Raw genomic sequence first — 12,385 nt, forward strand, 5'->3', positions numbered from 1 at the left:
GGCTATCCTTTACCGTCGGGGCGTCGTAAAACTGTAATAAGTGGGCATCAGGAAAGATCCAATGCTGCTCAATGCAAGGTTTCCAGGGTGTAAATTCCGGGGCTGTCGCCCTGTGCTGAGACGTAATTTCCCGTAAATTGCGCAAAGGCTCTTCGTTTGCGTGGTCGAGCCTGGCGGATGAACAGAAAGAGGTCTTTTGAACAGCCTGTCCACGGCGCCAGTGCGGGCGCCCTGTCGGTGCGGCTTCGAGTGGATCGGCATCGAGTGGTCCGGCAAATCGGGGGAGGCAAGAGGGAATGCAGATCGACCTTCTGGGACCTTTGCGGGTCCTTCGGTACGGCAAAGAGATCATGCTGCCTGCGGCAAAGCCGCAGCTAATTCTCGCGATGTTGAGCATGTACGCCGGGACCGTGCTGCAGACGCACCAGCTGGTCGATGAACTATGGGGGGAGCGACCGCCGCCGAGCGCCACCCGCACCGTCCAGACGTACGTCTACCATCTGCGGAGAAGGTTTACACTCGGCGGTAACCGGGACGCCGGCGAGCCCGGTCGCAGCCTCCTGTTGACCCGCACCGGTGGCTACGAGCTGCGCTTCGGCGAGCCTACCGTCCTCGATTCGGCGCGCTTCACCCTGCTGGTCAACCAGGCGCGTGAGCAGGTCAGCCGGAACCACCTCGCCGATGCGGCGAAGAGCCTACGGGCCGGATTGGACCTCTGGCGGGGTGAGCCCTTCGCCGGGTTGAGGTCCGGACCGGAGCTCTCCGCCGCCCGGGTCCGGCTCGGTCAGGCCCGCATGAGCGCGATCGAGCTGCGCCTCGACCTCGAACTCCAGCTTGGGCGACATCGCGAACTTCTCGACGACCTGCCGAGCCTCGTGCTGGGCGCTCCGGCCAACGAGGGCTTCTCGAAGTGTCTGATGATCGCGCTGCACCGTTGTGGCCGGCGCACCGAGGCCCTGGAGGTGTACCACCGGCTGCGCCATCATCTGCGCGAGGAGTTCGGCGTCCTGCCGTCCCCTGCCGTGCAGCAGGTGTTCCAGGACGTGCTCAACGACGAGGTTCTGCAAGCGGATTCGCCTCGACGTTCGGCGCTGACCCTCAGCCAACCCGGGCACAACCAGCTGGTCCTGCCTCCGCGTCCCGCCCTGCTCGGGCGGGATCGGGAGATGCGGCGTCTGCACGGTGCCCTGAGTCAACGAGGGCTGCAGCAACTGAGGACGGTCGAGGTGACCGGAGGCCCGGGGGAGGGGACGACCTCCTTCGCCGTCCACGCCGCCCACGAGTTCCGCTCCGAGTACCGCGACGGGGCCGTCTTCGTCGATCTGCGCGGCATCGTCGAGGACGAGCCGAACGTGGCCCGGCTGCTGTCCGAGCGGTTGTCCGACGCCGGGGTGCAGCTGGACGAGGTCGACGATCTCGACGAACTGTCCTGGGCGTTTCGGACCTGGAGTCGGAATCGGAGCATTCTCCTGGTCGCCGATCATGTCTTCTCGACCAGGGTGCTCGCCGCCGTCCGACCGTCCGGCCCGGACAGCGCCATGATCGCCGTCAACCACTCCGGGACGCCGGGGCTGGTGGGTGACGTCCTGATCGAGCTGGGGCCGCTCAGTGCCGACGTCGCGCTGACGTTGCTCACCAGCATCACCGGTCCGGGTTGCGTCCGGCAGCAACCCGAGGCGGCCGCCCGGTTGATCGAACTCTGCGACGGGAACTCCCTCGCGCTGTGCGCTGCCGCCCGTCTGCTGGCCTGCCGGCAGGACGTCCAGGCATCCCGGGTGGTACGCGACCTGGAGGGCGATCCGAAGCGGTTGATCAGATTGTGGTGGGCCGGTCGGACGGTCGAGGACAGCATCCGGGACCGGCTGCGCCACCTGCCCGCGGACGCGACGGCGGCCCTTGCGGCACTCGGGGAGTCCAATCCCTCGTCCCGACCGGTCCGGGCGGGACTGTTGACGGCGATGCTGGAGTGGGAGCCGAACCGGGTCGAGTTCGGCCTCGACAAGTTGGCCGACGCGCAGTTGATCGAGGAGGTCTCCGACGGGACGGAGGAGGGACATCGGGCCGCGTCCCGGCCCCTCGCCCGGGCCTTTCGGGTGCGGCCGCTGATCCTGCTCAGCATGGCCGCACAGCCGTGAGGGCGGCGGTCCCCGTCGCGCCTGCCCGGGTCGCCGACACCGGATCCTGCTGATCACCGAGCTTCGGCCCGGCACCCGCTCCAGCAGCGGTCCACCCGGTCCGGGATGCCCTCAACCCGTGGGCGGGACCAACAGCGCGTGCAGGGCGGCCGGGTCGGTCACCTCGGGCAGGTCGCGGGCGGCGAGCCAGGCCGCGCCGGCCGCGCCGTCCCCCGCCGGGTGGACCGCGGCATCGGGCCAGCGCCGGCCCGCCTCGACCCGGATCGCCGCGGCCAGTGGGGTGTCGCCGGTGAGCAGCCCACCGCCGAGGACCACCGGGTCGACCGCGCCGGCCGGTCGGATCCGCGCGGCGCTGTCGGCCAGGTGACCGGCCGCCTCCCCGATCAGCCCCGCCGCGGCCGGTTCGCCGTCGAGGGCGGCGGCGACCACCAGTGGCGCGAGGCGGGACAGCTCGACCGGGGGCCGGCGGGTGACGGCCTGCACCACCGCGTCCACTGTGTCCCGGGGTCGGTCGGCGACCCGGCCGACGCCGAGCAGTTCGGCGAGCACCCGGCGGCCCAGCGGCCCCGGGGGGTGCCCCGCGTCCAGGTCGGCCAGGAGCCGGCGGACCGCCTCCCGGCCCAGCCAGAACCCGGAGCCGGCGTCGCCGAGGAGCCAGCCGTGGCCGTCGGCGACCCGGTCCAGCCGCAGGTCGCGGACCTGCGCGGCGATCGCGCCGGTGCCGGCGATGAGCACCGTGCCGTGCGCGCTGGGCGTGCCGGAGGCGTATGCGACGAGGGCGTCGCCGTGCAGCGTGTACGGGCAGCGCAGGCCGGCGTCGCGCCAGGCGTCGTCGAACGCCGCCTGCCCGGCTGGGTCGGCGCGCAGCCGTCCCGCCCCGGCGAGCCCGATCGTGCCGGCCCGTACCCGGGTCGGGTCCACGCCGGACAGTGCGGCGCGCAGGGCGGCCAGGAGTTCGGTGGCGGCCCGCTGGGCGCCGTGGCTGGTCGGGTTGCCCCCGCCGGCCCGGCCGGTGCCGAGGCGTTTCCCGGCCAGTGTCACGGCGAGCGCGCGGGTGGACGTACCCCCGACGTCGAGGCCGACCACGACGGTGTCGGACATCCGGTGGGCCTCCCGGGTCGACAGTGCGGGCGGCTTCATGCTGGTCGGCCGGGCCGCGTGGGGCAAGGTCCGCGGCCGGCCCGGCGGCCGTGCGCCAGGTAACAGTTTGAAAACTTCGACCACGGTCTTGACACGGAGGGCCCTTCAGTAAGAACTTTTACCACTAACAGTTAACACTCTTTTCCGAAAGGCGTCGCATGGTGGATCACGAGGTCGACACCCCCCGGGGCGCCGCCGTGGTCGACGCCGGCCCGGCCGATCGGCGGGGCACGCTGCCCACGGACGGCGTGCTCGCCCGGGTCCGGGCCGGCGCGGGGGAGCTCACCGGCGCGCTGCGCCGCGTCGCCGAGCACGTGCTCAGCGACCCGGAGGCCGCCGCCCGGGCGACCATCGTCGAGCTGGGCGAGCGCAGCGGCACCTCCCCGGCCACCATCACCCGGTTCTGCCGGGCGATGGGCTTCGAGGGGTACGCCGACCTGCGCCTCGGCATCGCCGCCGAGACCGGCCGGGCCCGCTCCGCCGGCTGGACCGTCGACATCGGCCGGGAGATCCAGCCTGGCGACCCCCTGGAACGGGTGCTCGACCAGATCATGGCGGCCGACACCAGGGCCATGCACGACACCGCCGCGCTGCTCGACCTCGCCGAGGTGGAACGGGCGGCGGTGGCCATCGCCGGGGCCAGCCGGGTCAACATCTTCGGCGCCTCCGGCAGCGCCCTGGTCGGCGAGGAGATGCAGTTCAGCCTGCACCGCATCGGAGTGGCCGCGTGGGCCTGGAGCGACGTGCACGAGGGATTGGCCAGCGCCGCGCTGCTCGGCCCCGGTGACGTGGCGCTGGGCATCTCGCACACCGGGCAGACCCGGGAGACCATCGAGATGCTGGCCGAGGCCGACAGCCGGGGCGCGACCACCGTCGCGCTCACCGGCTTCCCCCGCTCACCGCTGGCGGAGCTGGCCGACCTCGTGCTGCTCACCGCCAGCCAGGCCACCACCTTCCGCCCCGACGCGCTGTCGGCCCGGCACCCGCAGCTCGTCGTGCTCGACCTGCTCTACGTCGCCGTCGCCCAGCGCACCCACGACCGCGCCCACGCGGCCTTCCGGCGCACCGCCCAGGCCGTCGACGGGCACAAGGCCGCGAAGGGGGCCACCGCATGACCAGGCTGGTGACCGCAGCGGTCGTACGACGGTTCCACCAGGCCGGGGAGGTAACCCCTATCCGCCTCTCCGCCGACGTCCCCGGTGGGGACGAGCACCACCTCGCCCTCAGGTCGCGCCACGCCGGGCGTCTCCGGCGTACCGCCTGATTCGACACCTCAAGGAGAGACAACGATGTCGGTTACCCCCGAGCACCCGGCCGATCTTAGCCGTCGGACCCTGCTGCGCCGCGCCGCCACGGCGGGCCTGCTCGTCACCCCCGCCGTGGGCCTGCTCAGCGCCTGCGCCGGCAGCGAGCCGAGCAAGTCCGACGACACCGGCGCGGCCAAGAGCAAGGACAACCCGTTCGGCGTGCAGGACGGCAGCGCCGTCAAGGTGGTCGTGTTCAACGGCGGCCTGGGCGACCAGTGGGCCCAGGAGGACAAGGCCGTCTTCACCGCCAAGCACGCGGGCGTGACGGTCAACATGAGCTCCACCCAGAAGATCAAGACCGAAGAGCAGCCGAAGATGGCGACGCAGCCGAGCGACCTCGTCATGAACTCGGGCGCCGACATGATGGACATCAGCACCCTGGTCAACGAGGGCGCGATCGAGCCGCTGGACGACCTGCTCACCGCCCCGGCCTGGGACAGCGAGGGCACCGTCGCCGACTCGCTGCTGCCCGGCACCGTCGAGGACGGCACCTTCCAGGGCAAGTTCTACGTCGTCAACGTGGCCTTCACGGTGTGGGGCAACTGGTACAACGGCGCGCTGTTCACCAAGGAGGGCTGGCAGCCGCCGACGACGTTCGACGAGTTCTTCGCCCTCGCGCCGAAGATCAAGGCCAAGGGCATCGCCCCGTACGTGCACGACGCCGTGCACGGCTACTACCCGCGCTGGGCGCTGATGGCGACGATCTGGAAGTCCGCCGGCAGGCAGGCGGTCGTCGACATCGACAACCTCAAGGAGAACGCCTGGAAGGCCGACGGGGTGCTGCCAGCCCTCCAGGCGTGGGAGAAGCTGGTCAAGGACAAGCTGCTGCTGCCGGGCAACCTCAACCACACCCAGTCCCAGCAGGCGTGGCTCGACGGCAAGGCGGCGTTCATCCAGGTCGGCACCTGGCTGAAGAACGAGATGGCGGCGACGATCCCGCCGGGCTTCGAGATGAAGCTGTCGGACTACTGGGGCCTCGGCGCCACCGACAAGGCGCCCAAGGACGTCTTCGCCGGCGCCGGCGAGGGCCTCGTGGTGCCGAGCAAGGCCCCGAACAAGGCGGCGGCGAAGGAGTTCCTGCGGGCCGTGCTGTCGAAGTCCGGCTCCGCCAAGTTCGCCGAGCTGACCAAGTCGCTCGCCTCCACCAAGGGCTCCGGCGACGGCGTGCAGGACACGGCGCTGGCCAGCGCCAACGAGCTGATGCGTAACGCGCCGAAGGACCTGATCAAGACCAAGCTCTTCGACTTCTACGCCGACCTGGACAAGGAGAGCCAGAACCTCTCCGAGGAGCTGATGGCGGGCCGGCTCACCGCGCAGCAGTTCGTCGACAAGATGCAGGCGGCGGCCGACAAGGTCGCCAAGGACTCGTCGATCAAGAAGCAGACCCGCGCCTGACCGACGGTGGCGGCCCACTGATCCGTTCGAGAGAGTGAGTGGAATGCGGCACGGTGTCGCGCGCTTCGTCACGGGCTTCCTGGCCCTCCCCGTCGCGCTGTACCTCTTCTACGTGGTGTGGCCCTTCGCCCAGGCGGCCGGATACTCGCTGACCAACTGGGGCGGCTACTCCGACAGGCAGGAGTTCGTCGGGCTGGACAACTACGTCCGGCTGTTCTCCGACGAGCTGATCAGGAAGGCGTTCTGGCACAACGTGTTCTTCCTGGTCACCGTGCCGCTGTTCACGATCGCGCTGGCCCTGTTCCTCGCGTTCCTGCTCAACGTGGGCGGACGCGAGGACAGGGCCGGCATCCGGGGGGTCTTCGGCTCCGGGCTCTACAAGGTCGTCTTCTTCTTCCCGCAGGTCCTGTCGCTCGTGGTGATCGCCGTGATGTGGCAGCAGATCTACCGCTCGGACAACCAGGGCCTGATCAACGGCCTGCTGATGAAGACCGGGCTGGTCGACGCCGACAACCCGATCGGGTTCACCGCCGACCCCGAGCCGTTCCTCGGCGTGCCCGCGGTGCTGTGGTGGCTGCTGTTCATCGCGGTGTGGAGCGGGGCCGGCTTCTACATGGTGCTCTTCTCGGCGGCGATGCAGTCGATCCCCAGGGACATCTACGAGGCGGCCATCCTCGACGGGGCCGGCCGGTTCCACACGTTCTTCCGGATCACCCTGCCGCTGCTGCGGGACACCATCTCGGTGGCCTGGGTCTACCTGGGCTTCATCGCGCTGGACATGTACGCCCTGGTCTTCGTCATGACCCCCAGTCAGGGCGGGCCGAACCATGCCAGCGAGATCTTCGCGTCGGTGCTCAACTTCACCGCGTTCCAGAAGGGGCAGTTCGGCTACGCCTGCGCGATGGGCGTGGCGCTGGCCATCTTCACGATCCTGCTGGCCGCTCTCCAGCTGCGGATCACCCGCCGTGAGCGGATCGAGTACTGAGGAGAGTCCGACGATGAGCACGGTGACCCAACCGTCCGGCGAACTGGCCCGCCCCGGGCGTCTGGCCCCCCGCCCCGCGCCGCACCGGGGCCTCGTCAGCCGCGGCCGGGAGCTGGGCGGACGCGTCTTCAACGGCTTCTCCCACCTGTTCCTGGTGGTCTGGGCCGTGATGGTGATCTACCCGCTGCTGTGGGTGGTGATGTCGGCCTTCAAGGACGACTCGGAGGTCATCCGCGAGCCGCTGTCGCTGATCCCCGACGAGCTGCACTGGGACAACTTCACCCGGGCCTGGGGCGAGGGGCACCTCGGCGCGTTCTTCCTGAACACGCTGCTGGTCCTGGTCGGCAGCGTCTTCCTGACCATGCTGCTCGGCTCGATGGCCGCGTACGTGCTGGCGCGCTACGAGTTCCCCGGCAACCGGCTGATCTACTACATGTTCCTGTCCGGCCTGACGCTGCCGATCTATCTCGCCGCCGTGCCGCTGTTCAAGGGCGTCTACAACACGGGGATCGTCCTGCCCCTGCTGGGCCCCAACAAGCACCTCATGCTGATCATGGTCTACGTCGCCTGGTCGCTGTCGTTCACGGTCTTCTTCATGCACTCGTTCTTCCGGACGCTGCCCGACTCGATCGCCGAGGCCGCGATGGTGGACGGGGCCTCGCACAGCCGGCTGTTCTTCAGCGTCATGCTGCCGATGTCCAAGCCGGGCCTGATCAGCATCGGCATCTTCAACGTGCTCGGCCAGTGGAACCAGTGGTACCTGCCGACGCTGCTCATGCAGTCGGTGGCCGGGGAGCCGAAGAACCAGGTGATCGCCCAGGGGCTCATCGAGCTGTCGGTCAACCAGGGCTACAAGTCCGACTGGAGCGGGCTCTTCGCCGGGGTGACCATGGCGATGCTGCCGGTGCTCATCGTGTACGTCGTGTTCCAGCGGCAGGTGCAGTCCGGCCTGACCGCCGGCGTGAGCAAGTAACTGTCGCACCGGACAGGCAGAATCGCGTCCGTGCTGGTGGCGGTGGCGGCGGACGACCGGGGCGGGGGAGTGCTGTGCTCCCTCGACCCGGCGGGCCGTCCCGCCGGCCCGGCCGAGCCGGTCGCCGACCTCGCCGCCGCCGTCGCCGCCCGGGAGGCCGCCGCGCGCCCCCGCTGGGTCTGGGGCTGCGGTGCCACCGTCTACCCGGCGCTGCTGCGCGCCGGGGTGCGGCTCGACCGCTGCCACGACGTCGAGCTGACCGAGTCGCTGCTGCTCGGGCACGCCGGCCGCTGGGGCGAGCCCCGCTCGCCGGCCGCCGCGTGGGCCCGGCTGACCGGCGCGCCCGTGCCGCCGGACCCGCCGCCCCGCCAGGCCGAGCCGCCCGGCCACGGGCAGGGCGCGCTCTTCGACACCCTGCCCGGTCCGCCGGGCCCCGGCGTCGAGGCCCTCACCCGGGTGTACGCCGACCAGCTCGACCGCATCGCCGCCACCGCGCACCCCGGCCGGTTCCGGCTGCTGGTGGCCGCCGAGTCGGCCGGTGCGCTGATCGCGGCCGAGATGGGGGCGGCCGGCCTGCCCTGGCGGGCCGAGGTGCACGACGGGCTGCTCACCGAGCTGCTCGGCGAGCCGTCCCCGGTCGGCGGTCCGCCCCGCCGGCTGGCCGAGCTGGCCGCCCGCATCGCCGAGGCGTTCGGGGTGCGCCAGGTGCACGCCGACTCCCCGGCCGAGCTGCTGCGGGCGTTCGCCCGCGCCGGCGTCGAGCTGCCCAACACCCGGGCCTGGGTGCTGCGCGGGGTCGACCACCCGGCGGTGCCGCTGGTGCTGGAGCACAAGGAGCTCTACCGGATCTGGACGGCGCACGGCTGGGCCTGGTGCGACGCCTGGGTGCGCGGCGGCCGGTTCCACCCGGAGTACGTCCCCGGTGGCGTCGTCTCCGGCCGGTGGGCCACCCGGGGCGGGGGCGCGTTGCAGATTCCCAAGGTGATCCGGCGGGCGGTGGTGGCCGACCCGGGCTGGCGGCTCGTCGTCGCCGACGCCGGCCAGCTCGAGCCGAGGGTGCTCGCGGCGGTCTCCGGCGACGTCCGGCTGGCCGCCGCCGGCGGGGCGGGCGACCTCTACGCCGCCCTGGCCCGGGACTCCTTCGGCGGCGACCGGCCCCGGGCCAAGGTGGCCCTGCTCGGCGCGATGTACGGGCAGACCGGCGGGACGGCCGTGCCCGCCCTGGCGGTGCTGCGGCGCAACTACCCGACCGCCTTCGCGTACGTGGAGGCGGCGGCCCGCACCGGCGAGGCCGGCGGCCTGGTGCGGTCCTGGCTCGGGCGCACGTGCCCACCCGGCGCGGCCGGCTTCGCCGACGGCGACGACGCACGCGCCGATCCGGAGGCGGCGGCCGACCCGCAGGGCCCCCGGGCGAGGGCGGCCCGCTCCCGGGGCCGGTTCACCCGCAACTTCGTCATCCAGGCCACCGCCGCCGAGTGGGCCTCCACGCTGCTGGCCACGCTGCGCACGGCGCTGGCCGGCAGCGACGCCGAGCTGGTCTTCTTCCAGCACGACGAGGTGATCGTGCACTGCCCTGCCGGCCAGGCCGACGCGGTGGCCGAGGCGGTCCGCGCCAGCGGCGAGCGGGCCACCGCCCTGCTGTTCGGCGACACCCCGGTCCGGTTCCCGCTCGACCTGTCGGTCGTGGACTGCTACGCGGACGCCTGACCGGCGCCGTCGCCGGGGCGGGCGCGCCCGCGCACCAGCGGCAGGTACACCTCGTCGACGATCTCGACGAGCACCTCGTCGGGCGGGCTCGCGATCCCCCGCGTGACGATCTCGTTGCGCAGCAGCGCGACGGCCACCGTGGCCACCCGGGGGTGCAGGGCCTCGGGCGGCGCCTGCCCCCGGGCGACGGCGCGGGCCAGGACGGCCAGCCACACGTCGGCCCCGGCGACATCGGCGTGTGCCTGCAACTGGGCCAGCAGCTCCGGCTCGGCACCGACGCCCGCCAGCAGGCCGCGCAGGATCTCGCCGAGCGGAGAGCCCCACTGGCAGTTGATCCGGCGGAGCAGTTCCAGCATGTCGTCGCGCAGTTCGCCGGTGTCGGGCGGGACGAGCCCGGCCATGGCGAGCTGCCGGTACGCGGCGACGCCGAGCGCGGCCCGGTTCGGCCAGCGCCGGTAGATCGCGTTCTTGTTGGTGCCGGCCCGCCGGGCGACCCGGTCCATGGTCAGTCCGGCGTAGCCGGACTCCCGCAGCTCGTCGGCTGCGGCACGCAGGATCGCCTGCTCCAGGAGCGCGCCGCGTCGCCGCGTCGCCCCGGCCCGTGTCACCGAGTCGCCTGCCATGTCGGGTACGGATCGTACTCCGGCTTCCGCCTTGCGCCGCCTGCCTCCACCGCTTTAAGGTACTCCTCGTACCTTAAAGGAAGGGGCCGACTGTGCGCGGCAAAGGAATCACGTACGACACCGGCTACGTCGACGGCGGCTCGACCACCCGCGAACCGTTCGACCCGGACGTCGTGCGGCGCGAGATGCGGGTCATCCGGGACGATCTGCACTGCACGGCGGTCCGGGTCACCGGCGGCATACCGGACCGGATGGAGGTCGCCGCCCGGCACGCCGCCGACGCCGGCCTGGAGGTGTGGGTCTCGCCGTTCACCTGCGACCTGACCACCGACGAGCTGCTCGACCTCCTGGCCGACTGCGCCGGGCGCGCCGAGCGGCTGCGCCTCGGCGGTGCCGAGGTCGTCCTGGTCACCGGCGCGGAGCTGATGCTGTTCACCAAGGGATTCCTTCCCGGCGACACGCTCACCGAGCGGCTGGAGCTGCTGCGGCAGCCGCACCGCCTCCGGGAGGTGCTGCCGCAGGTGCCCGCCCGCCTCGACGCGTTCCTCGGCGAGGCGGTCCGCGTCGTCCGCGCCCGCTTCGGTGGCAAGGTCACCTACGCCGCGCTGCCGACCGAGCAGGTCGACTGGACGCCCTTCGACTTCGTCTCGGTCGACGCCTACCGCTCCGTCGAGATCGCCGACCAGTACGTCGACGCCATCCGTGGCCTGGTCGCGGGCGGCAGGCCGGTCGCGATCACCGAGTTCGGCTGCACCACCCATCGCGGGGCGGCCGACCTCGGGGCGCGGGGCCTGTTCAGCGTGGAGTGGGACGGCGCCACCGGGGTCCGGCTGGTCGACGAGTACGCGCGTGACGAGGCGGAGCAGGCCGGTTACCTGCGGGAGCTGCTCGACGTCTTCGCCGCCGAGGGGGTCGACACCGCGTTCTGGTGCACCTTCGCGTCGTACAACCTGCCGCACCGCGACGGCGGCGACCCGCGGCTGGACCTGGACCGGGCGTCGTACGGGCTGGTGAAGGTGTTCGAGGACCGGTTCGGCGACACGTATCCCGACCTGCCGTGGGAGCCCAAGGAGGCGTTCGCCGCGCTGGCCGACGCGTACCGGGCCTGACCCGACTGTGCCAAGTTTGGGTTAAATATCCTTTTAGCCCCCGACACTCATCCTCCGAGTGCTCGTTGCACCCGGTGTGCGTATCGCAGGAATGATCATCGCGGCGGGCGGGGGACGCCGCCTCGGCGGCCCCGAGGCGTTGCTCCACCAGGGCGACCAGCCCCTGGTGGACCGGATGATCGACACGATGACCGAGGCGGGCTGCGCGCAGATCGTGGTGGTGCTGGGCGCGGCGGCGAACCAGGTCCGGCAGACCGCCGACCTGACCCGCGCCACGGTGGTGGTCAACCGGGCCTGGGGCACCGGGGTCGGCTCGTCGATCCGGGCCGGCCTCGCGGCGCTCACCGACCAGAGGGTCGAGGCGGTGGTCGTGGTCCCGGTGGACATGCCGGGGCTCACCCCGGCGGCCGTGCGGCGGGTGGCCGCGCTGCCGTACCCGGACGTGCTGGTCTGCGCCACCTACGACGGGCTGCGCGGCTACCCGATGCTGTTCGGCCGCCGGCACTGGTCCGGCATCGCCACGCTGGCCAGCGCCGACGTCGGTGCGCGACCATACCTGCTGGCGCACAAGGACCGGATCGTCGACATCTCCTGCGACTCGGTGGCCGACGGCAGCCGCGTCGACACCCCGGAGCTGATGGCCCTGTACGGGTTGACCGTCCCACCCCAACGCGTCGGCGCCTGATCTCGCGCGCTGGGCTGTCGGGGCTCGCGCCCCGCGTCACCCGGACGGTCGCCGCGAAGCGGCGCGTACGGGATTCCACCGTTTCGCCCCGGATTCCACCGGGGCTTCTTCGCTGCCGGACGGGCGGTCCACGCCGACTTCCGGGCGTGTTCACGACATCGTGCGGAATGCGATGACCCGTAGGTAGGCGGGGTTTTCGGCTGCCTTTCTCCCCGGCCGCCCCACCGGTGGGGCGCCGTAATCGCGGAAACCGCGAGTTTACATATCACTCTCTTGACGGTCGTCGCAGAGTCGATATGCTCCTGATCGTGGGACCGATGGGAGGG

11 protein-coding genes are annotated in these 12,385 nt (G+C 71.8%); 9 read left to right on the top strand and 2 right to left on the bottom strand.

Features of this window, described 5'->3' with window-relative positions; translation table 11 throughout:
• The first annotated feature begins 350 nt into the window (after positions 1 to 350).
• The gene (locus tag ACFT41_RS00645; protein WP_377613705.1) at positions 351 to 2,135 is read left to right on the top strand and encodes a BTAD domain-containing putative transcriptional regulator; all 1,785 of its coding nucleotides are present in this window, start codon (positions 351 to 353) and stop codon (positions 2,133 to 2,135) included.
• A gap of 111 nt (positions 2,136 to 2,246) precedes the next feature.
• Here ACFT41_RS00645 and ACFT41_RS00650 read toward each other — a convergent pair whose 3' ends face one another.
• On the bottom strand, positions 2,247 to 3,236 hold the full coding sequence (locus ACFT41_RS00650) for an N-acetylglucosamine kinase (protein ID WP_377587370.1): 990 nt from the start codon (positions 3,234 to 3,236) through the stop codon (positions 2,247 to 2,249).
• Between the two features lie 197 nt (positions 3,237 to 3,433).
• Here ACFT41_RS00650 and ACFT41_RS00655 point away from each other — a divergent pair, with 197 nt between their 5' ends.
• The 6 genes from ACFT41_RS00655 to ACFT41_RS00680 are packed head-to-tail and all read left to right on the top strand — an operon-like array spanning position 3,434 to position 9,642.
• The gene (locus tag ACFT41_RS00655) at positions 3,434 to 4,390 is read left to right on the top strand and encodes a MurR/RpiR family transcriptional regulator (protein WP_377587369.1); all 957 of its coding nucleotides are present in this window, start codon (positions 3,434 to 3,436) and stop codon (positions 4,388 to 4,390) included.
• The gene (locus ACFT41_RS00660) at positions 4,387 to 4,539 is read left to right on the top strand and encodes a hypothetical protein (protein WP_377613706.1); all 153 of its coding nucleotides are present in this window, start codon (positions 4,387 to 4,389) and stop codon (positions 4,537 to 4,539) included. Before ACFT41_RS00655 ends, ACFT41_RS00660 begins: the two co-directional genes overlap by 4 nt.
• Positions 4,540 to 4,564: 25 nt before the next feature.
• Positions 4,565 to 5,977, top strand: a complete 1,413-nt coding sequence (ngcE, locus tag ACFT41_RS00665) for an N-acetylglucosamine/diacetylchitobiose ABC transporter substrate-binding protein (protein ID WP_377587368.1) — start codon at positions 4,565 to 4,567, stop codon at positions 5,975 to 5,977.
• 43 nt (positions 5,978 to 6,020) lie between these two features.
• Positions 6,021 to 6,962: a carbohydrate ABC transporter permease gene (locus tag ACFT41_RS00670; protein WP_377587366.1), complete on the top strand. Its 942-nt coding sequence runs from the start codon at positions 6,021 to 6,023 to the stop codon at positions 6,960 to 6,962.
• Positions 6,963 to 6,975: 13 nt separating this feature from the next.
• Complete coding sequence (locus tag ACFT41_RS00675) at positions 6,976 to 7,935, top strand: carbohydrate ABC transporter permease (protein WP_377587364.1); 960 nt, start codon at positions 6,976 to 6,978, stop codon at positions 7,933 to 7,935.
• Positions 7,936 to 9,642 (top strand): bifunctional 3'-5' exonuclease/DNA polymerase, encoded by a 1,707-nt coding sequence (locus tag ACFT41_RS00680; protein ID WP_377587382.1) that lies wholly within the window; start codon positions 7,936 to 7,938, stop codon positions 9,640 to 9,642.
• Here the strand turns inward: ACFT41_RS00680 and ACFT41_RS00685 are convergent.
• A complete protein-coding gene (locus ACFT41_RS00685; RefSeq protein ID WP_377587362.1) occupies positions 9,627 to 10,265 on the bottom strand; it encodes a TetR/AcrR family transcriptional regulator in 639 nt (212 codons plus the stop codon). The genes ACFT41_RS00680 and ACFT41_RS00685 overlap by 16 nt on opposite strands.
• 92 nt (positions 10,266 to 10,357) lie before the next feature.
• Between ACFT41_RS00685 and ACFT41_RS00690 the strand changes: the two genes are divergently transcribed.
• Positions 10,358 to 11,374: a hypothetical protein gene (locus ACFT41_RS00690; protein WP_377587360.1), complete on the top strand. Its 1,017-nt coding sequence runs from the start codon at positions 10,358 to 10,360 to the stop codon at positions 11,372 to 11,374.
• 91 nt (positions 11,375 to 11,465) lie between these two features.
• Positions 11,466 to 12,059: an NTP transferase domain-containing protein gene (locus ACFT41_RS00695; RefSeq protein WP_377587358.1), complete on the top strand. Its 594-nt coding sequence runs from the start codon at positions 11,466 to 11,468 to the stop codon at positions 12,057 to 12,059.
• The last annotated feature ends 326 nt before the right edge of the window (positions 12,060 to 12,385 follow it).

This window comes from Micromonospora sp. NPDC057141, assembly GCF_042670805.1.
Classification (GTDB): domain Bacteria; phylum Actinomycetota; class Actinomycetes; order Mycobacteriales; family Micromonosporaceae; genus Micromonospora.

Excerpts from the sequence above, each read along its gene's own strand:
- ACFT41_RS00695 (WP_377587358.1), top strand. The coding sequence starts at position 11,466 with ATGATCATCGCGGCGGGCGGGGGACGCCGCCTCGGCGGCCCCGAGGCG.
- ngcE (WP_377587368.1), top strand. The coding sequence starts at position 4,565 with ATGTCGGTTACCCCCGAGCACCCGGCCGATCTTAGCCGTCGGACCCTG.
- ACFT41_RS00655 (WP_377587369.1), top strand. The coding sequence starts at position 3,434 with ATGGTGGATCACGAGGTCGACACCCCCCGGGGCGCCGCCGTGGTCGAC.
- ACFT41_RS00675 (WP_377587364.1), top strand. The coding sequence starts at position 6,976 with ATGAGCACGGTGACCCAACCGTCCGGCGAACTGGCCCGCCCCGGGCGT.
- ACFT41_RS00660 (WP_377613706.1), top strand. The coding sequence starts at position 4,387 with ATGACCAGGCTGGTGACCGCAGCGGTCGTACGACGGTTCCACCAGGCC.
- ACFT41_RS00650 (WP_377587370.1), bottom strand. The coding sequence starts at position 3,236 with ATGTCCGACACCGTCGTGGTCGGCCTCGACGTCGGGGGTACGTCCACC.
- ACFT41_RS00670 (WP_377587366.1), top strand. The coding sequence starts at position 6,021 with ATGCGGCACGGTGTCGCGCGCTTCGTCACGGGCTTCCTGGCCCTCCCC.
- ACFT41_RS00685 (WP_377587362.1), bottom strand. The coding sequence starts at position 10,265 with ATGGCAGGCGACTCGGTGACACGGGCCGGGGCGACGCGGCGACGCGGC.
- ACFT41_RS00645 (WP_377613705.1), top strand. The coding sequence starts at position 351 with ATGCTGCCTGCGGCAAAGCCGCAGCTAATTCTCGCGATGTTGAGCATG.